14 protein-coding genes and 1 pseudogene are annotated in these 19943 nt (G+C 44.8%); 5 read left to right on the top strand and 10 right to left on the bottom strand.

Annotation, left to right across the window (positions count from 1 at the left end):
- Positions 1 to 113: 113 nt before the first annotated feature.
- Positions 114 to 848 (bottom strand): fatty acid desaturase, encoded by a 735-nt coding sequence (locus Q0081_RS30635; protein WP_298362665.1) that lies wholly within the window; start codon positions 846 to 848, stop codon positions 114 to 116.
- An 11-nt stretch (positions 849 to 859) separates the two neighbouring features.
- Positions 860 to 1885: a hypothetical protein gene (locus Q0081_RS30630; RefSeq protein ID WP_298362662.1), complete on the bottom strand. Its 1026-nt coding sequence runs from the start codon at positions 1883 to 1885 to the stop codon at positions 860 to 862.
- A gap of 233 nt (positions 1886 to 2118) precedes the next feature.
- Between Q0081_RS30630 and Q0081_RS30625 the strand changes: the two genes are divergently transcribed.
- The 3 genes from Q0081_RS30625 to Q0081_RS30615 are packed head-to-tail and all read left to right on the top strand — an operon-like array spanning position 2119 to position 11436.
- A complete protein-coding gene (locus Q0081_RS30625; RefSeq protein WP_298362659.1) occupies positions 2119 to 3909 on the top strand; it encodes a CHAT domain-containing protein in 1791 nt (596 codons plus the stop codon).
- Positions 3910 to 3927: 18 nt separating this feature from the next.
- Positions 3928 to 7569, top strand: a complete 3642-nt coding sequence (locus Q0081_RS30620) for an AAA family ATPase (protein WP_298362657.1) — start codon at positions 3928 to 3930, stop codon at positions 7567 to 7569.
- A gap of 15 nt (positions 7570 to 7584) precedes the next feature.
- On the top strand, positions 7585 to 11436 hold the full coding sequence (locus Q0081_RS30615; RefSeq protein ID WP_298362654.1) for a caspase family protein: 3852 nt from the start codon (positions 7585 to 7587) through the stop codon (positions 11434 to 11436).
- Between the two features lie 62 nt (positions 11437 to 11498).
- On the opposite strand, the gene Q0081_RS30610 is transcribed toward Q0081_RS30615, so the two are convergent.
- From Q0081_RS30610 to Q0081_RS30580, 7 genes and pseudogenes are all read right to left on the bottom strand, one after another.
- Entirely contained in the window at positions 11499 to 12593 is a 1095-nt protein-coding gene (locus tag Q0081_RS30610; protein WP_298362651.1) for an AraC family transcriptional regulator, read from the bottom strand.
- Between the two features lie 52 nt (positions 12594 to 12645).
- Positions 12646 to 13675, bottom strand: a pseudogene (locus Q0081_RS30605) (serine hydrolase domain-containing protein).
- 103 nt (positions 13676 to 13778) lie between these two features.
- Positions 13779 to 14456: a GIN domain-containing protein gene (locus Q0081_RS30600; RefSeq protein WP_298362648.1), complete on the bottom strand. Its 678-nt coding sequence runs from the start codon at positions 14454 to 14456 to the stop codon at positions 13779 to 13781.
- A 30-nt stretch (positions 14457 to 14486) separates the two neighbouring features.
- The gene (locus tag Q0081_RS30595; RefSeq protein WP_298362645.1) at positions 14487 to 14996 is read right to left on the bottom strand and encodes a DoxX family protein; all 510 of its coding nucleotides are present in this window, start codon (positions 14994 to 14996) and stop codon (positions 14487 to 14489) included.
- A 156-nt stretch (positions 14997 to 15152) separates the two neighbouring features.
- Positions 15153 to 16022 (bottom strand): pepsin/retropepsin-like aspartic protease family protein, encoded by an 870-nt coding sequence (locus Q0081_RS30590; protein WP_298362642.1) that lies wholly within the window; start codon positions 16020 to 16022, stop codon positions 15153 to 15155.
- 92 nt (positions 16023 to 16114) lie between these two features.
- Entirely contained in the window at positions 16115 to 16477 is a 363-nt protein-coding gene (locus tag Q0081_RS30585; protein WP_298362640.1) for a hypothetical protein, read from the bottom strand.
- A 28-nt stretch (positions 16478 to 16505) separates the two neighbouring features.
- The gene (locus tag Q0081_RS30580) at positions 16506 to 16859 is read right to left on the bottom strand and encodes a hypothetical protein (protein WP_298362637.1); all 354 of its coding nucleotides are present in this window, start codon (positions 16857 to 16859) and stop codon (positions 16506 to 16508) included.
- A 176-nt stretch (positions 16860 to 17035) separates the two neighbouring features.
- On the opposite strand from Q0081_RS30580, the gene Q0081_RS30575 reads away from it, so the two are divergent.
- Positions 17036 to 17371 (top strand): translation initiation factor, encoded by a 336-nt coding sequence (locus Q0081_RS30575; RefSeq protein WP_298362634.1) that lies wholly within the window; start codon positions 17036 to 17038, stop codon positions 17369 to 17371.
- 60 nt (positions 17372 to 17431) lie between these two features.
- Here the strand turns inward: Q0081_RS30575 and Q0081_RS30570 are convergent, their stop codons facing one another.
- Positions 17432 to 18865, bottom strand: coding sequence for a DUF5723 family protein (locus tag Q0081_RS30570; protein WP_298362631.1), 1434 nt, complete (start codon positions 18863 to 18865; stop codon positions 17432 to 17434).
- Positions 18866 to 18969: 104 nt separating this feature from the next.
- Here Q0081_RS30570 and Q0081_RS30565 point away from each other — a divergent pair, with 104 nt between their 5' ends.
- Positions 18970 to 19929, top strand: coding sequence for a hypothetical protein (locus Q0081_RS30565; RefSeq protein WP_298362628.1), 960 nt, complete (start codon positions 18970 to 18972; stop codon positions 19927 to 19929).
- Positions 19930 to 19943: the final 14 nt, after the last annotated feature.

Raw genomic sequence — 19943 nt, 5'->3', positions numbered from 1 at the left:
TGTTTCCCTTGCATGAAGTTTTGAATCTTAAGGCTATATTAAGTTCCAAAGTTAGAATACTTATCGGAACAGCCGCAAAAAAACAAACAGGAAACGCCCGTGAATGCCGAATGTCAGCTTGTGTGCTTCATCTCTTCCATCCGCTCCCGCGCCTTCGGCAGTTGCCACCAAGGCAGATACGGATACGCGTGATGTTCCAGATGATACCCAAAAAAGTAACAACTCAAAAAAGCCTTAACGTGGTTGAGCGATTGACTGCGGGCATTGAGCGGCGGATTAATATGCTCGCCGCGATGGGGCAAATACGTACCGAAATAAAACAACTGAAACGTACTCAACACCGCAGGAATCATCCAAAAGACCACCAGATTTTCCCACGGAAACCATAATTTCAAAATGTTGTATGTCACAGCCATCAACAGCACTTGCACCACCGAAACGTACTCTTTGGCAAAAGCAAAAAACCACAAAAAGAAGTTTGGATACCCACCGTGGTAATCGGGGTCGTCGGGAGTGGCGGCGTAGCGGTGGTGTAAATGATGCTTGGACGAGAGTTGTTTGTAATTGTTAAACGCAAACAATGAGGCGCTTAGAAAGCCTACCCAATAATTAAGGCGCTTGTTATGAGGAGCTACCACGCCGTGAATGGAATCGTGAGCGGTGATGAACACCCCCGTGTATAAGTGCATTTGCAGCAATACAAACACATACACCAACGGGTCGCGAAAATCAATAGGATACTGAAGCAAAAAAGCCAAACTTACAAACCACAACAAAAGTACCCCAAAGGCGATCCAAAGCCCTTTTTGGCCAATGTCGGTAGGTTTGATAACGGGAATAGTGGACATCACAAAAGTGGTTATGCTTTTCTAACGCAAACGCAGCAACTTTTGTTTCTATATCCCATTTTTGTGAGGGTGTCCATTCGATACTTCTCAGGTTCTGACGCTAAGACTTGCCAGGTTTTAAAAACTTGGCAAGTCTTCCTATTATGCTGAAGTGATTTAAGCAATCGGTTCTTACGATTGTACGTTACCATTTGAGGGCAACCTATTTCAGGCAATGACATCATTTCACTCGACATTCTGCACTCTGAATTCGACACCGCGGCGGCCGGGGCCGCCCGTGCGGGACCGCAAAAAAGCTCTTCTTTCTCAAACTCCTGAACCTCCAGCGTATTGTCATCGGGCAATAGCATCGCTTCTTTCGTACTTAGGTGTGGCTTGCCGAACAGCGGATGCCGAATACCCATCACGCGGTACAAAGGCGTAATACCGTTCTTGGCCAAAATCTTAAAACTGCTTCCCCGTTCACGCACCACATGCAGCCCCAGCGACGCGTCGGTCAGTTTTAGGTTGGTGGTGCCGACATTGGCAGCGGCTTTCAAATCAATCTGATTGTTGCTGCTGTTGGAAATAATAATCGTAGCTGACTCAGCTTCTACCAATTGAGTGATCACCAACCAATCTTTGGGCCATGCATCATCCCGGTATTTTTTAATGATTTCCTTCTCAATAGCGCCCATGTTCACGATTTGATGCGTCAGCGTTTTATCAGCCTGAAAAACCACAGCATCCTGACTTTTAAAATCCAGCGTAAATCCTGCGTCGGCTTCGGTCAACATACTTCCGGCAACGGGAACCTGACCCGCCAATTTGATGCCGATGCTCACCGACTCATTGGAGGTATAATCCCAAAAACCTTCCGATTCATCTTCCATGACTTCGGGGATAATGCCTTCTTTTTCCAAATTGGAAAAAATTGTAAAAACGCCTTCTTCCAACTTCCCGACTGCCCCTACGAAAAGCGGACGATTGGGTTCCCAAGTGGCGCGATAGCCCGTTTGTTTGGCAATATGTTTGAGGTAAAATTGATGAATATTCATAACGGTAGTTGTAAGAGTAATTGTGGAAAGAAAGATAAAGTTTTATAACTGAAAGCGCAAGCATTCTACCTGCCAAACATGCCGGTTTTTAGTTAACGGTAACAAGTTAGTATCGAAACCTGCATTTTGTTACCGTTCGATAAGTTATGCCTTCTATTTTTGGCGAAACTGCGTTTTTTTTCGTAACATTATCCTTGGAAAATTCTTGCCTTCCGCCTTTTGCTCAACTCGTTATGGATACTTTATTGCTATGTTTTTCCAACAGTCAGGACGCGCCCTTGGCTACGCTCACCGACGAAGACCGAAGCCTGTTTGATACTCTTTCACCTCGTCAGGCGCGAGGTCATTTTCAGATTGTACGGGAAAGCTACGCGACTGTCAAAAGTTTGATTCAACGAATAGAAACGTACCAACAAAGCATCTCGGTTTTTCATTTTGCAGGCCACGCAGGCAAGGAAGGCATCCTCCTCGACGATGCTTGGGCGCTGGTGGGTGGCTTGTCGGCTGTTCTGGCTCGTTGTCCCAATCTTAAATTTGTTTTTTTGAACGGTTGTGCTACCAAATCGTTGGTGGAAACGCTCCAAAAACAGCCGATAAAAGCAGGAATCGTAGCCACTCAAGCACCCGTCGGCGACACACAGGCGAGTCAGTTTTCAACCTCTCTTTATAAATACCTCAATAACCAATATTCGCTCGGCGAAGCCATAAAAAGAGCGAAAGAAGACGTAAATTTATCCGTAAAAACCAATCTTCAAACCCGCGGATTAGGCCAAGACGTTGACATGTTAGATGCCGAAAACTGGGTGTTTATCAATCCAACGGGCGAGGCAGACCAATGGAGTTTGTCCACCAATTCGCAACGACAAAACAATACGTACGTTCCTAATAAACGGCTGATTGAAAGTACGTTTTCAGCTCTTCAGAACTATGATGCTACATTGCAAAAACGGTTTGAAGACGAAGCCTTGGGCGATCCCGAAATAGACGACAAAATCAAAAGTAAACTTATTATTGAATCGCTTTCGTACCCATTGGCCGAGCCACTGCGGCGCATTTTATGCCCACCGATTGTCAGCCCAGAAGACCTGATTCCCAAGCCTACCAAAAGTCGAATTCACGCGTACCAAAACCTTTTCGATTCGGTTATCTCTTTGTTTATCAGTACCTTATTGACCCAAATCCGAGATTTATATTTGCAAACTCCTCGCGGGCAAATTCAAATTACGGAACAACAGGTGGCCATTTTGAAAGGCTATTTGAAAGGAGAACACACGGCATTTGAAACGATTTTACAAACCCTGAGGGAAATCCTGAAAGCCAATCAAATCCCTTACTACGTCGAAGAATTGGAAACATTGGTGACGCGCTACTACGACCCCAACGCCAAAACCCTTTTCGACAGTCTTGAGTTTTTTGTGGATTTAAAAGCTCGCTTTCCCTACCGAGGCAACCAAGTCATCAGCGAGGCCGACTGCCTCGATATTTGTGAAATCGGGGAAGAAAATCTGAGCAATATTGCCGAAAATTCAGGCTTTTGGATACGTTACAACCTTGAATCTTATAAAAACATCCGAGTCATTAAGTATTTCCGCAAAGCACCCCAATACAAACATGAACGAGTGCGGCTCAAAACCAGTTTGGTGGTGTCAAGCGCGGATACCACAGGATTTTACCGCGAAGACCGTACTCCTTCGGCGGATTTGTGGGAAAGTCAGTCGGTATTGTTGGTAAAGAGTGTGTTGGAAGCAGGAAAAATTGAATACCTCAACCTGTCACCCTTTATTTTGGATAAAAATGTCTTTGCCAAACGAAGCGACAACGTTTTTGATTTACACATTTTTGAGTCGTATTCGCCCATTGACAAAACCCTCATTTACCGCCGAATCGGACGTCCCGAAGACGAGCCGCTGAAAATCCAAATTCAGGCCAACGACCGCCAAATCGAAGCGGATTTCGGCGTGTTGCGCGAGCAATTCAACACCTTTACCACGCTCCTGTTCAATCTCAATTATTGGGAAATGTAGTCCCCTATCTATCAAACCATGAATCACAGCCCGTTCAAATTTTTGGAGGCTTACAGCGCTCAGGACAAACACCTGTTCTTTGGGCGTGATCAGGAAATTGAAACGCTTTTCAATCTAACCTTTCGTTCGCGTTTTATTCTGGTGTATGGGCCTTCGGGAACGGGCAAAACGAGCCTTATCCGCAGTGGATTGGCCAAAAGACTGAGCGATACCGACTGGTTTTCGCTTTACATTCGACGCAAACAGGACATCAACGCTGCGCTGCGCGAGGAGCTTTCCAAATGGGACAAACGCCCCGATATTCGTCCGATTTCGGAGCAGGTCAGGTACATTTCGCTGCTTTATCTCCGTCCCGTTTATTTGCTTTTTGACCAGTTGGAAGAGCTTTTTATTTCGGGCGACGCGCAGGAACAATACGAGTTTTTGCAAACCCTCATTGAGTTGTACCAATCGGACGTTCCCTGCAAAATCATCCTTTCCATGCGCGAGGAGTACTTGGCCCAACTGTACAGTTTTGAAGAAGCATTACCCACGTTGTTTGATTACCGATTGCGCGTGGAACAAATGGGTGACGAGCGCATCAGAGAGGTAATTATTCAGACGTTCAATGCGTTACCGCAGGTCAAACTGGAAAATCCCGGTACGGATGCCGACGCCATTGTTGAGAACCTCAAAGAACCCAACAAACTCATCCAACTCCCTTACCTGCAAGTATATCTCGACCGCCTTTGGAACAGCGCCGCCGAAAAACAAAAACCCAAAACGGACGATGAAATTGTCAGTATCAATAAGGCAACCATTGACGAAGTGGGGCGGATTGATGAAGTACTGGAAGACTATGTAGAGGAGCAAATTGCGAAAGTGCAAGCCGAAATTCCTGAACTTCAAGACCGTCCGGGCTATGTTCACAAATTGCTGGATAATTTTGTCACCTCCAACGGAACCCGCAAAAACGTCAATCTCAACGACTTCCCCAACGACGGCGACAAACCGCTTCTGATCAAAGCATTAAAAGAATTGGAATACCGCCGTATTTTACTGGAAGACAACGGCAGCTACGAATTTTTTCACGATAGTTTGGCAGGCGTCATTTTCCGAAAACGCAGTTCTGAACAAAAGCGGTTGTATAACCTAATTCGCCGTTTGAAACAAGCCTTCAGTGATTATGAAAGTAACGCAAACAACCCTGATTTTTTCCTGAACAAATTATCGTCGCAGGAATTTCGAGTCAATGAAACAGATGTTCGCGAGGAATTGACTGACGATGAATTTCAGTCTATTTCTGCTTTTGTTACGAAGGGTGAGCAGTTTCGGGAATCGGAACGAATCAGCAAAGAAATTGAAAAACGAAAGCGCAAACGGGTTCTGATCAATCTGTCCATTTTACTGGCGGTGGTGGTGGGTTTTGGTTCATTGGCCATTTTGCAGTGGCAAAAATCCCTCGTCAGCAATTTGGTGTCGCTTTCGAGCAACCTGATTCTGAAATCCAATCCCGAAGACGCGCTGTCGCTGGCGTGGCAGGCGCACCGGATTCTTCCCAATTCCCTTACCGAACGTGCTCTGCTCAATGCCTTCAACGAATACGATTCTCCGGAACAGTGGGCCGAGGTTCTGACGCAGGATTTACGCGTCAAAGCGGGTGATACTCTCCAATTTATCCGCGTGGCAGCCGATGACCAATCCATTTTGGCCCTCAGAACTAAAACGGTAACTGTTTGGCATCCTTCGGGCAAATTACTCGCGGGTCTTTCTTCACCTAAAGGCTTCAAATTTGCCGATGTATCGCCCGACAGTCAATCCATTTTGACCGTTTCCAACGACAGCCTCACGCAACTATGGGACATCAATGGAAAGGAAATAAGTACATTATCCCTAACGTATCCTGCAAAAAACGCCTTTTTTCTACCTTCCATTAATCCGCTCCTGCTTGCCTTATCGAATTCTGACGAGATAACCACTTGGACAATGAAAGGCAAACCATTGGACAAATTTCGACATGGATTTCCAGTCGTTCAACTCTTTTTCTCTTCCAACGGCGAACGCATTTTTACGGTGTCGGCCAATGGCGTTTTGAAGATATGGACGCAGTACGGTGAGTTAATCAAAACCATTATTTTTCCAACTTTTCCGTCCAAAATCATTTGCAGTTCTACCAACGATTCAAATCCTGCCTATAATTATTGCGCAGCCATAGTTCAGGACAACGTCGTACAAGTTTGGTCCATTGGTCGGGCCAAATCACCTGTCACTATAAAACTCAGTGCGTCCAAACTATTGGACATTGCTTTTGAATCGGATGGAAAAACATTAAGCACGATTGAAAATGATTTTACCATAAGTCGCTGGACCGTAGACGGACATTTGGTATCTCGCAACAAATTTGACTTTTCAAATCCCGATTGTCGGTTCTCACCCGATGCCCACTGGTTGGTCAACGAAATAAAAGACGCGTCGGAAACGGGCACTCCAAGTCAATTATGGAACAGTAAAGGTGAGGCAGTTAAAGCACTTTTCAGCGACGACAGCCGCTGGGGGTTTTCCCCAAGTTCAAAGCTGTTGGCAGCGGTAGAAGTAAACAACCACCGACTGCGAATTTGGGAACGACGCGACCGATTGAGAGGTACGTTGGCGGGTCATTTTGACGCCGTTTACAAATCCTCCTTCTCGGCAGACTCTCTTTATTTATTCACGGCTTCGGCCGATGCATCCATTCAAATTTGGGATTTCAACAATCGTAAATCACTGGCTCAGACCACATACAACGGCGTAGTGAGAGACATAGCTACCCCTCGCGCCGATACGTGGTTGGTGTGTTTTGAGAACATTGCCCAACTCCAAAACAAAAACGGAGAAACCATAAATCTAAAACATTTGGGCGACGTCCACAGTGGCGAATTGTCGTCCGATGGCAAATTTGCCCTTACTGCTTCCGAAGACCATACGGCCATCCTTTGGGATCAGGCAGGCCAAAAAGTACACGTTTTTCAACATGGTAAAGGAGTCAATCGAGCTACTTTTTCGCCCGACGGTCAGTACATTTTAACGGCCTGCCACGACGATACGGCCCGCTTATGGTCGCGCAAAACGTATGAATTGCTTCAGGTATTTGCTCATACTTCTTCGGTTTCGTACGCTGCTTTCTCACCTAATTTTAAAAATCCGCTGATTGTGACAACCTCAGCCGACAGTACGGCCAAACTATGGGATTTGAACGGCGACAAATGGCTCGAACTTGCTCATAACGATTTTGTCAGCTGTGCCGCTGTCTCGAAAGACAACAGTACCATCCTGACGACTACCAACAGTGGCATTGCCCAACTTTGGGACCGAAACGGAGAAGTCAAAGGAGTTTTTGAAACCAAGTCGCCGATTTATCACGCCACTTTTTCGCCCAATGAACAATCCGTAGTGCTTTCCTGCGAAAACGGTGATGTTCAACTATGGCCCACGCTGCAAAGCATTGAACATTGGGCGGGGGGAGATACGCTCAACAACAATCATACTTTGCGCAAACACCACATCAAAGACGTCAAAGAAAAGTATCGGGTAGCTGATACCGTGTGGGACGATTTTTTCTATTTCCTAAAAGATGCTTACCAAAAAAGCACGCTGAAAGTCAACAATTGGTACCATCAACTCAAGCGAATCCTCAACGTTTAAACCCCCAATAATCCAATGCGTTATGACACTTTAGCTCCCGACGAAGCCGCTTTCAAAAACAGCACCGGCTACACGTTTACGCCCTTTGCTTTGCCCGTTATGGACGAAGACCTCACCCTGAGAGGCGTTGTTTGTAAACCCAAAAATCGGACGGATTATTTCAACACGCCCGAGCCAACGCCGACCAAACAGCAAATTGTCCTGCACTTTACGGCAGGAAATTTGAGCGGTGGGATGAGTGCCCTTACCACGCAGGACCGCCACGTATCGGTGGCTTTTGTGTTGGCCCGCGATGGCACCATTTATCAATTGTTTCCTTCCAAATACTGGTCCGGCCACATCGGAGCGGGAATTGGCAATTCGGGTACCAACAATGCTCGGGATAAAGTCACGATTGGCATTGAAATCATCAATTACGGTTATTTGGTAGAACGAAACGGTAACCTCGAAACTATTTATTCGCGCCTTCCCGAAAATCCCAATCGCGTGGATTTGTTTTGTCCGCTGACCCAAACGGAAGCCTATCAAAAATTGAATACGCCCTTTCGTGAGCAAAAATACTACGCTTCTTACACGCCCCAACAGTACGACAGTTTGGTGATTCTGCTGCGGTTCCTGACCAAAAAATACAACATCCCGCGTCAGTTTTTGGACGAATCCAAACGCTTTTTACCGACGCAGGACGTGCTGTCATTCAAAGGCATTGTTTCCCATGTCAACTACCGCCCAAGCGGCAAATGGGACATTGGACCGGCCTTCGATTGGTCACAAGTCATGTCGGGAGTGCAGGCCGCCAATTATGAACCTGCCTTTATAAAACGAGATGCGCTTGAATGGGAAGAAACAGGCGATACACTTTTCAACGAAGAAGCCATCGAAAATAAAATGGCAGCGCCGAAAGGCGTGGAAGTGGCTCCGCCCGAAGATTTTGAGTCCAATTTTAATGACGAAGAATCGAAAGGTGCTCCCAAGCCCAACTTATTTGCACTTTTGGTGGGTATCAATGCCTATGAAGACCAAGTAGTGTTGGAAAAACGGGTCATTTTCCCGCGTTTGAGAGGCTGTGTTAATGATGCCCAAAAAGTCAAGCAATACCTTGAAAATGAGACGGCTTTCGGCACCAAAAACATTACGCTCCTCACCGACCAAAAAGCCACCAAAGCCGAAGTGGTAAAGGCATTTTTAGCCCTTGGGAAAGCAAAAAAAGACGATGTAGTGCTGTTTTACTACTCGGGCCACGGCACGCAGGAAAAAGCCGATACCACCGTGTGGACAGAAGAATCTGACGGCAAGCATGAGTGTTTGGTGTGTTATTATGACGAACAACACAAAAACGACTATTTACTAGCCGACAAAGAGTTACGATATCTTATTCAGCAGGTTTCCAAAACCAAAGCGCATGTGGTAGTCTTGTCTGATTGCTGCAACTCCAGCGATAATACCCGCAACGAGGCTATTCTCAAAGCTACTTATGACGATGTTATCGAACGGCGCGTAGCTTTTATCTTTCCGCAGCGCGATTGGAAAAAATTCATTTTCAGTAAATCGCTGAAACCCGCTGATTTTAAAGGGAAACACGTTGACAAAGTTCTGCCGCCGGGCGCACACATCAGCCTCTCGGCCTGTGAGTCAGACGAGTCAGCGGTAGAAGTAGGGGGTGAAGGGATTTTTACGAAATACTTGATTAAAACGCTGGAAGCTTCAGGTGGGCAGCTCACGTATTACGCCTTGCACGGTCGCGTTAAGCAGATGCTTAACAATGCGTTTGAGCAAACACCAATTATGTACATTCCGGCAGCGTATCGTAAAAGACTGTCGTACACCAACGTGTTCAACAAGCCCGACAGCGGCGAAGCAGGCACTTACGCCGATATATTGCGCGACGGGGGCGGCAATTGGGTATTGCAGCGTGGCGCCATTCACGGAATGGGTCAAAATACCAAAAGCATTACCGTAAAAGACAGTGCGAAAACCTACGAAGCCAAGGTTAAATCCATTGAAGCAGACACGACGATTTTGGATTTTGACAATACGACCAAAGCTAAATTAGACAACGCTAAAACCTACAAAGGGTACGTCGAAGGATTGATGAGCCATCAACTCAAAATTCATTTGCACAATGAAGATAACATCCTGACCGACAGCCAACTGCTAACTGAAAAGCTGTTGACCGAAATCCCGAATCAGGTTAAACTGGAAACCGAAGAGAAAAACGCCGATTACACGCTTTCGCTGCGCAACGGTCACGCCGTGCTAACCCGTCCGCTGGACACGTTCCGTCCGTTGGTGGAGCCAATTGTGCTGGATTCGGAGGCATTTGCGTTTCAGTTGGTCAAAGATTTTAAACACTTGTCCAACTGGCATTTTTTGAAAAATTTGCGCAATGACTCCGCCTTGGTCAGTCCATTAAAAATCGAAGTAACCGATGCCAACGGCCAACCGATTGCCATAAATCAAAATACCGTCGAACTGCATTACGAACTGCAAAACAACAAATGGCAGGGTGGTGTCGGTGTGAAAGTAACCAACCAAAGCAGCCAAAAACTGTACTTCTGCTGTGTGTGCCTGGATACTCGTTTTGGAGCTTCTCTGGAATTGTTAGACCCAACTGTTACACCACTGGACCCGGGCGCATCTACACAACTTTCTTACAGAGGGGATACAACGATTCCGATGTTTTTAGAAAGTCACGTTCGGTTGTACAATTGGCCAAAAAATGTGGAATACTTGCAATTTATCGTCAGCACAACCGACCTTTCCAACGTCGAAGAACTCAATTTAGAGAGCCTACCCATGCCTTTTACGCTGAAAAAGAAAGCGACCATGCGTAGTTTAGGAAATCTGGAAGATGAAATTGAAAAAGGGCAATCCGCCTCCTGGACTACGCAGCAACTCACGTTGGAATTTATCAACCCGGAATACAACACCGTGCATGAGACCGAACTGCAATCCATGTTGGAAGACGAAAATTTGGCAGAATATGCGTTGGGGAATTATTTCAACGTCGAAACAAAACCCAATTTACAGCCTGATTATCAGCTCAAACCCGAAGTTCAACTTCGTAAAACCGACGCGCACTTAGACGAAAAGGGCTTTATCAGCGATGACTTGTTAAACGTCGCCAACAAAGCCGCCCGCACTGTCCGCAACGCCAAGTACCGAATCATGCGTTTGCGTTTTCCCAACATGCCCAAAATCGTGTCGGAAGGTGATTCGTGGTTTCAGCATCCGTTGGTAATTGATACCATCGACCACCTCTCCAAGACCTACGCCATTTACTGCGTAGCGGCGGCGGGCGACACGCTCAAAAACTACGACATAGACGGCGAATGGCTGGAAGCAGTGGAAGACAAAGAGCCCCGATTCTTCCTTATCAGTGGTGGTGGAAACGATGTGTTGGGCGAGCAGTTCCGCGACCACATCAAACAAGGGCCGCATCAAACGGGTCTTTCTGCCTCATCATACATTGAGCCTTCGCTTATTCAGGAACTCGACAGTCTGAAAAAAGTCTATCGAAAAATGTTCAACGAGTTGTTTGCCGTTCGCCCCGACATCCACGTACTGTGTCACGGCTACGACTACATCATTCCGCTCGAAACCACCAAAAAAGGCTGGCTCGGACCCTACATGATAGAAAAAGGCATGACCAGCCAAGCCGACCGCAAGAACGTTTTGACCTACATCATCGACGAGTTCAATACGCGGGTGAAAGATGTAGCGGCGGAGTTTCCGAATGTCCATTACATAGACGAGCGCAAAGCCATGCACGACGACCAATGGTACGACGAAATCCACCCCAACAAGTTCGGATTTCAAACCGTAGCAGGGCGTTTTATGGAAAAAATTGATAACTTGTTGAACGTTTGATGAATAAAACTTTACAGGTCTTGGAGACCTGTAAGGTTTAGCCAAAACCAGAAAGTATTTACTTATGCAAAATCCTTCGGGGATTGCCCCGTAAATTTCTTAAACGCCCGGTTGAAAGTAGATTTGGAATTGAAACCACATTCCAGCGCTACGCCTAACAGCGACAGATGCGCATTGGTGGGGTCTTTGAGTTGGCGTTTGACTTCTTCCACGCGGTATTCGTTTACGAAATCGTTGAAATTTTTTCCAAAATTCTGATTGATAGCCGCCGACAGGACCGACGTATTGGTTTTGAGTTTGGTGGCCAAATCGCTCAACGAAAGTTCAGGTTCGAGGTATAATTTTTGTTCCTTAAACAGTTGCTCAATCTTCGGTTTCCATTCTGAATAATCAGTGTTCGGCACGGATGGAGGATCGCTCATCGGCGTTGAAAGTTCATTTTCCAAAGGTAACGTCTTATATTCTACGAGTTTTCCCTTGAATGCTAATTTGGTGGGTTGATGCTGAGCGTATCCCTTGATACCTACGTAGCAGATAATGGCTACTGTCAGCAGGTGCCACCACCAATCCTGCTCAAAGGGTAAATCACCCAAGGCGCGGTCGGCAACAGACCAGCCAAATTTGAATACTTCGCCCGCAATGATGAGGTAAATAAAATTGCGGAGCCACACAAAACTGATGGTTTCGGTATCTGAAAACTGGGTTTCGGCCCAACGGCGGTATTCTTTATAGAGGCGCAGCGATTGGTAGAAATAATAGATATAAGAACCCCAAATGGCACTACTTTCCAACCAACCCAGCCAGTACGACAACTCCGAACTGCGAAAGGTATCCACCGCTTTTTTGCCTTGCATGAAGACTACAATATTGACCAGAAAGTAAATGGCATAGAACAGATAATGCCACAAATGGGCGGCTTTGAGCCGAAAATCACGGTTGATTTGGGCTTTCAGGTAAAAATATATGGTGGGCGCAAAGGCAAGATGGAAATAACGCGGAAAGCCCTCAAATTTCTCCCAAAGAATGTTGATTCCAGAAAACCCAAAGGTATAATCCTGAATCTCCATGGCCAAAAAGAATAGGATCCATCCCAAAAATTTGTCGGAAAGCCGCTCTTCCTGCCAACCGCGAAACCAGAGTAAAACCGCGAAAAGCAATGCTAAGAAATAGCCGAATTGTAAAGGCGTTTGATAGAAGACATCGCAGATTTTATTTCCTAAGGGAAGCTTCTACCAGTTGAGTTCTTAAGTCATTGAGCTTGACCGCATCGGTATTACTGAAAATAATGAACGTTTTATTTTCGTCAATGAGATGCAACCACGAGGTATTACTCCCCGAAATACTGCCCTGACGGTCGGCACACCGAATTTTCTTACCCGCAAATGTATTTTCGCTTACCCAAAAACCGTAGGCTACGTACCACAATTCGGGATAAGATTTCAACATTAACTCCGTACTTGTTTTGGACAAAAGCTGATTTTTAAAAATGGCTTGGTCAAATTTGAGTAAGTCCTCAACCGTCGAAAACATCGCCCCTGACGCATAGAAATTCTCAATCCAATAAGGGTCGTCGTTTATGAATGACTTGCTTGTTGAATCATACAAATAAGAGTTAGCCAACCCTTTTACAATTTTTCCGTTCGACAGCAGACCGCTGTTTTTCAGTCCTATTTTGGCGAGAATTTTTTCCTGTAACACTTGCTCAAAGGGCTTTTTGGTAATGGCTTCAATGATTTTACCCAAAAGGATGTAGTCCGCGTTTTTGTAGCTAAACTGCGAACCTGGTTCACTGACGAGCTTACCCGAACAATACTTGCGCACGATACTGTCCAACGGCCATTTAAGAGCGTACATGGCTTCGTTATTTTGGTCGAGGTTTTCAATACCGGAGCTATAGGTAAGCAGCTGATGGATGCTTATCTTTTCCCTCCCCCTGATAGTCAGGCAAATACTTTGAGATTTTATCGGTGAGTTGGAGTTTACCTTCCTCCATCAGCTGTAAAATCAAGACCGCCGTGAAGGTTTTGGTAATGGAGCATATCCGAAATTTAGTTTGTGGATGTATCAGGATGTTTTCTTGGCGATTGGCCACCCCAACTCCCTTCAGGTACTCAATCTTACCTTGATTTGCGACCAAAACGACCCCATTGAAGGTGTCATATTTTTTGAGGATGGCATCGTATTTCTGCGAAAAAGCGGAAAGGGAAATAAACAAAAAGCTGCTGAGGAAAAATTTCATAGGGCACAAATGAGAATGAATAGCTGTATATATGTCTTAGTTAACTACCTAAGGCCGGTTTGGTTTAAAAGGCTGCATTATTTTCCTTTTCGGAATTTTGTTGCTACATTTTTCTGACCTCCCCGTTCCCGGTTATGCCAGAGATAGGCTCAATTTTCCCGGGCCCAAACTGCCCAACGTTTCCGTTGCCCGAACCGTGCGCCGTAAGCGATATTTGGACATGTACGTCTACATTTCCGTTGCCGTAGCATTTCACCTTGGCGGTTTTGGCAATCAGATTTTTAGCGTTGACATCGCCATTCCCGTCTTTTTTGATGTCGAGGTCATCAATATTTCCCTGCAAAGACGCATCGCCGTTACCATTGTTCTCCAACCGAAAATACCGTCCTACAATCCCCGTAATGTGTAAAGCGCTGTTGCCGCGATGGCGAATCACGGATGCTTCCGGCATGGTCACTTTTACTTTTATGCGCGTATCTTCCACGTAGAGTTTATTGTTGGTATTTCCTTTCAAAGAAATCATCAACTCGTCCTCTTTTTCTTCTTTACTGACGTGCAACAACGGCTCCAAATTTTCATCAATTTCAATTTTTACCGAGAATGTTTTACCAATTTCGATTTCAATTTTTCCGTCCAAATCCTCCAAATGTACTTTGTCGAAACTCCGAAAATCAAAGGTTTTCGATATTAACTTACCCGTACCTTTCAATGGCCCGCGCTGCGCCTGAACCATGAGGCCAACAAGGCTAAACAACACACTTACAAATACTGTCTTTTTCATGTTTCTATTCTTTAAACAATTGATAACAAATTAATTACGAAAAACTCTTGTTGAGATCAAATGGTCTAAACCAAACCTTCCCGAACCCATCACAATGGCGTAGAGTGAAATCCAAAGAAAGCCCATTGCAGGCAACATTTCCCACACTTCTCCGCCCCATTTTTGGCAGAAAACAGCAACCAACATGGTACAGGCTACCATAAAACCCGCTATTCTGGTACCCAGTCCAAGGACCAGTAAAGCACCGCCGAATGTTTCGGCCAGTACGGCCATCCACGCAAAAAAAGCAGGAAACAAAGCAAACAAACCGCCAAATTTGGAAACATCCTCCACAAACCAATCGGGAGTAGGAAACTTACTGCCGCCAAAGTTGACAGCGAGAAAATAGCATCCAATGATGCGCGGCACTGCCAATAGAAGGTCGGAATACCAAGTGGAGGTATACACCGGCGTAATGATTTTTGAGAAAAGGGTTCTCATGGCTGTAAATGAATTTTGAGTAATAAAATAATGGGGAGTAAGCGTGATCTGTGTTTTCATGGTTTTTAGGATTTTGACTAACCGCGTCGTTGCGATTGGTGACACAAAGGTGTAGCAAGGGAAAAACTTCTACGCTTCAGAACATGATTTGAGGCGTGTCAAATCATAATTTAAGCGCATTCAGCAGCTGAACAGAGCTAAAAAGGTGAAGACGGCTTACTTTTTAATGGCAAAAGGCGTATCGCGAAGGTGATTGATTTTCAGATACATCTCGTTTTTTTGGAAGTCGAAAATAACATTGAAGCGCTTCAATAGATCATTGCCTAAGACTTTCATGGGTATCTGCGAAGATTGAGCCGCAAAACTAACCGGAACTTCTCGAAGCGATTCGCCGCCGATGCTGATTTGGGGCAATTGCTTGGTTTCGATTTTGATGATATTGTTGTAAGAATCGCGCAATTCAGAAGTACTGATGGTTTTGAGTCGGGATTGCATCGTGTATTTTTCTCCGATTTTGGGGTCTAACAAAATACTGCCGCCGTAACCCGTGTGAAACATAAAATCATCGGTATAAACGTCTTCGCCAATGCTCAAAGAGGCCTCAATATAAATAGTCCCCTGAATGATTTTCAAGCCGCTTTTGGCAAAGGTGTTACGATTTTTGGGCAGGTTTTGATGCACAATCAGTTGCTTTTTATCGTAATCAATCTCGACTATTTTGCCCGCAAACAAATCATGTCCAAACTTTCCATCGGTGCCTTCACCGGAGTTTTCGTTGGTATAAATGGTCATGTTCTCCCATTTTAAGCCGTTGATGGTCATTGTATTTCCTTTGCTGTATCGGGATTCGGCCGTACCGCCCCACGTTTGCACGGTGTTTGATTTATCTAAATTCAACGGCAGTTTTTTCGCCACCGTTTCGTTCAGTAAAGTAATCCCCGTGGAAGCCGAGTGAAACATCAGGACCAATGTATCGGAATTATTGATGCGGGCTTTGATGCAGATATTGCTTTGTCGGTTGAGGGTAAAAGCAATCGTGTCGGACTGGCTTTGAGCTATTACCCCAAAACTGATAAGCGTTAGCATACAGTGAATTAATTTTTTCATTGCCTTTTATTATGTCTCCGATGCTATGATTGAACTGTATAGATAAAAGCCCGCAAAAGTGGTTCTTACTGTTATCGTAAGTTGATGGTTTTGCCATCGTCTTCGACTTTGGCAATATAAAAAGGGGCACCTGCAAGCTGATTACCGCTCATAACTACTCTTACTTCTTTTTGAGAAGCCAAATAGAACTTCGTCCCCGGTGCTACTTTAAACTCTTTGGTAGCATAAGGCAACATAAAATCTGCCGTTGTGCCGTTTCCGGTTTCGTTTGGTGCGTAGGTAATAAACGAATACTTACGCACCAAAAGGCTGTTGTTTTTGAAGGTTACGGTTATACTTTTTGTGTTATTCCCAAGTTTTTCCTGCGCAAAAAGTGATGAGGATACTCCTAAAGAAACAATAATCAGAGCGATGATGAATGTCTGTTTTTTCATGATACAGTCAATTTAAAGGAGTTGGAAATTAATTTTTATAACCCATTGAAAGACCTGTATCCCCTTTGACCAAAAGTTCAACGGCAACTTGTTCGTTAGATTTGTTTTCGATGTGTAAAGCGGTGTTTTTGTCCACGTTTGTTTTAATGGTTTCGTTGGGTTTTACAGTCATGGGAGAATGCTGCCCGCCGCCAATCGGTGCTTTCCAAAGTTGTACCTCGTTGGCCGATACATTTTTAAGTTTTACTGAATAGCTTCCGTGTTCATTGTTTCCCAATATAAAGCTGTCCTTCGCTTTAATGTAGGTGGTAGAAGTAAGTGTCCGACATGACGTAGTAACAAATGCCAAAGTGATGATGAATGCTGACAGTACCTTTTTCATGGTTTGTGAGATGGTTAGTCAATTGCCCTGTTGCGATTGATGAGGCAAAAGTGGGGCAAGGCCAAACCTTCCATGCTTCAAAACATGATTTGACACGTCTCAAATGATGATTTGAAACGTAATCCTTGAAAAACTGCCCAAAAAGATGCTATTTCGAGGGTCAAAACTTTTAAATCATGTCAAAAAAGCAACGCAGCGGCATCGTTTATTCGACCGACCCCACTTTCCAATACAACGACGATTCTGACGAAGAACCCGAAACGCTTATGCCCAACCAACAGGAATTGAAAGTATGGCTCGAACGCAAAGGCGGCGGCAAAGTAGTAACTGCCATCAAAGGATGGACGGGAAAAACGGGAGACATGGAAGATTTGGCCAAACAACTCAAAACCCTGTGCGGTACCGGCGGCACCGCCAAAGACCGTGAGATTTTGATTCAGGGAGATTTTAGGGACAAGATTCTAACGTGGCTGTTGGCCAAGGGGTATAAGGCAAAAAAAGCGGGTGGGTAAGGGGATTTACGAATTTAGAATTACGAATGTCGAATTAGTGCAAAGGTTCTGTTCAAACCTTTAACTCCGCTGACTTTTTCTTTTTTTGGTTAACGCTTTTTCGTTTAACTTCCACAATTGAATTCCGAAATAGGCCATGGAACCTCGCGGCTGAACGCTTTTACTGACAAGCCCGCCAAAATTGCTAAAACCAATGTACGCGGGGCCAAACCGGACTGAAAAACCAATGGTGGGATTTTGATTGCCCTGTATCCAGGTAACGGGCAGGGTAAACTCCACATCTTCGCCTTCAAAACGAGAAGTCAAGGTAAACAGCTCGGGTTGGTAAATATAAGTGGGCAACGCGCCCGTATTCGTCGGTTTAATCCAAGTAGCATTGATGAAAAACGAGCGTGCAAACTGTACATCCGCATCGATGTTGACCGTACGTGGGAGTTGGGTACTGTAACTGTAGTCTCGCGAGTCAGGTTTGCCGAAAGTGGCTTCCAGATTTTTAACCGAGTTGTTTCCCAAATCAATAATTTTTTCCTGATTGATGGTCAGCTTACTGAGCGTTCCGCTGTATTGCTTTCCTGTATTGGGATACGTGATTTTACCCGCGTCCGTAATCGCCGCCCCAAAACGCAGAATGTAATTAGCTCTGTCTTGAGAATGATTGCGAATGCGCCCCAATTCAACCGTAGCCCCCAAATCAACCGCTGCGCCGGAGCCATACTCTGACGAAAACAGACTGCCCAAACTAAACGATTTTACCGGTTGCGTATAACCGTATTCATAATTGACATTCGACAAATCAAGGACATATTCTTCCTGATTCAACGGACGAACCTGATAATTAGCGCTCTTGATGTTGAGATATACATTTCGTGCTCCCGAAAGGCGTTTGATCGTCGCTCCCACTTTGACCCGAATCAGCCCTTCAATGCGTATCGGCATGGCCGCAAACGTCAGCCCTGTTTCAAAAAAAGAATGTTGATTGAACGTAAAATCCTTGAAACTTCCCGACGAAGCCTTCGTAAGACCATCATCGAGTCGGTTTTTATAACTGTCAAAAATTACCGAAGGCACGCCCGACCCCTGTACAAATCCTCTCATGCGGGACTGAAATCCCACAACCAGCCAATTATTCTTACCCAACCCCACATAGCCCGACGGTGTTCTGAGTTCAGCCGTTACGTTGACATTTTCGCCTTGCGTCAGCGTGCCCGTCAGCTTGGATTTGCCGTACATATCAGTTTCGGTATAAGGATTTTTAAAAGTATGAAAAAGTGCATCCGTCCGAAAATATTTAAAATAGCGATTGTTGACAGTAGCGTTCCAGGAAATCAAATTGATATGGTACCGATAGCGCGTCCCGGCTATCGACGACGGGTTGAACGTAGCTCGGTTAATACCCGCATAATTGCTGCTGTGTTGCCCTAAAAATTCCTGTGCGCAGAGCCGCTGAAAAAATAAAATAATAAATAGTAGAGCAATCAGTGTCCTCAATTTCATAATCAGGAGTCTCAATGTGGTCTTGTGGATAGAACGAAAAGTGTGCCAAAAATGCACAAAAATGTAATCAAAAATAATTCCGCTCACTAAATACCCCAAAGTGAATGAAACGTGACGATGCACTGTGGAAGGGACTCTTGGAAGATATCTTCGATGATTTTCTTCGTTTTTACTTTCCAAATGCCGATGACTTATTTGACATGAACCGCCCGTTTGAGTTTTTGGATAAAGAACTTGAACAACTTTTTCCCGCGGATGAAGATGATTTTTCACCCAAATACGTGGACAAATTGGTTAAAGTGATTACCAAAGAGGGGCTTGAAGGCTGGATTTTAGTACACATTGAAGTGCAGGGGTCCCATGACCGTGATTTTGCCGAGCGTATGTTCACCTATTACCATCGGATCAAAGATAAATACAAAAAGCCCATCACGGCCTTTGCCATTTTGACCGATAAAAATAAGGCATTTCGGCCAACGGCATTTGTGCAGGAATTTTTAGGAACAAAAATCAAGTATGATTTCAACTCGTACAAAGTATTGGATGCTGATGCCGAACTATTACGGCAAAGTAACAATCCTTTTGCCATAGCTATTCTGACCGTGCAAACCGCTTTACTGAAAGGAACATTTGACGAAGAGAAACTGTTGGATTTAAAAACTGAGCTGGCAAAGCACTTATTGAGTAAAGCCATTTCGAAAGAGAAAATCAGGTCATTGATGCGTTTTTTAAAACTGTATATTCGTTTTGATAATGAACGCTATATTCTTAAATTTGAGGAAACATTAAATCAACTTGCTAACCGTCAAACAACTATGGGCTTAGAAGAATTTGTATTAGACAGAGCCAAAAGACAGGGACTATATGAAGGCAGAAAAGAAGGCCTTGAGCAGGGAATTAAAGAAGGAATTAGAGAAGGAATAGAAATTGCAAGTGCCGAAAAAGAGCGCGCTTTTGTAGTCAACTTATTACAGAAAACCTCTTTGGATATACCTCAAATCGCCGATATAGCTGGCGTAAGGGTGGCGTTTGTGGAGGTAATAAAAGCATCCCTTTCCGCTTAACTTCACCTCTTCAA

Origin of the sequence: Runella sp., assembly GCF_027484545.1 — a bacterium.
Lineage (GTDB): Bacteria > Bacteroidota > Bacteroidia > Cytophagales > Spirosomataceae > Runella.
This window is presented reverse-complemented; position numbering and strand designations above follow the sequence as displayed.